Source organism: Bifidobacterium amazonense, from assembly GCF_018555435.2.
Classification (GTDB): Bacteria; Actinomycetota; Actinomycetes; order Actinomycetales; family Bifidobacteriaceae; genus Bifidobacterium; species Bifidobacterium amazonense.
This window is the reverse complement of record NZ_JAFEJT020000133.1, coordinates 1-1,034: the sequence shown is the minus strand read 5'-3', so window position 1 is coordinate 1,034 and position 1,034 is coordinate 1. Positions and strand designations below refer to the sequence as shown.

Here is a 1,034-nt window from a genome sequence, read left to right as displayed (position 1 = left end):
CGGCATCTTCTCTGTATGATCTGACCAAGACCGCATACTACGATCAGAGCCGTAGCCCGTTTGTTGCGCCGTTCGCTGACTTCAGCTCGAACTACACGCTGTCTGTCGCGAAGCAGGACGGCAAGGTTGCTACTTGGGAGCTTCCGGGCGACAAGACCGGCGACAGCAAGATCGTCGAGACTTGGAAGGCCGATCCGGCTGGCAGCACGACCAAGACCTATTCGGTGACGCTTGACCAGCTGACGAAGAACTTCGCCCCGGCCCTGTCCTATCAGGACACCGGCGTGTACGACGTGGCCCTCGAAGCTCAGGATCCGGGCACGAACGCCACGACCGTCAAGTATCTGGACGCTAAGGGCAACAGCTACAACCAGGATGTGGACGTCAAGTATGGCGAGGTCGTGCCGACCGACAATCTCGTGACCAGCGTCACGACTGCTGCCGGCTACATCAGCCAGTGGTATTGGAACTCCGACGTGAGTGGCGCTCGTATCGCATGGACGAAGGGCGACACCGCCAAGAAGACCGCGGACGGTGTTCTGAAGCTGTACGCCGGCACCTCCAGCGCGGCCTACAAGGTGACCTACAAGACTCAGGTCGGCACCACGGCTATTGGCGCTCTGGATTGGGATACCATTGTCGGCTCCGAGTACGTCACGGCCGGTCAGTCCCCGAAGGGCGTGACTCCGTCGCGTAACGCCGACTGGACGTTCCTGGGCTGGTCCAAGACGCCGGAGATCGGCGCCTCCACCGTGTCTCTGTCCTCGCTGAAGATCAACGCGGACACCACCCTGTACGCTCAGTGGACCACGGATAAGGCTACCGTGACCTACGACTACCAGTACGCTGGCAAGCAGACCACCAAGGAGTACGCTTCCGGTGAGACCTTCACCCTGCCGACCGATGTGACCCGTGACGGTTGGAAGCTCATCGGCTGGTACAAGGACGGCTCCAACGTCAAGGCTGAGTACGAGTGGCTGAAGGTCAAGAAGACCGTTGACGGCAAGACCGAGAACGTTTGGGCCAAGGTCGAT

Annotated in this window: 1 protein-coding gene; it reads left to right on the top strand. The window is 60.3% G+C overall.

Annotated elements, in window-relative coordinates:
* The coding region (locus tag JS533_RS13650; protein ID WP_241515370.1) for an InlB B-repeat-containing protein at window positions 1–1,034 on the top strand (1,034 nt) is incomplete at both ends.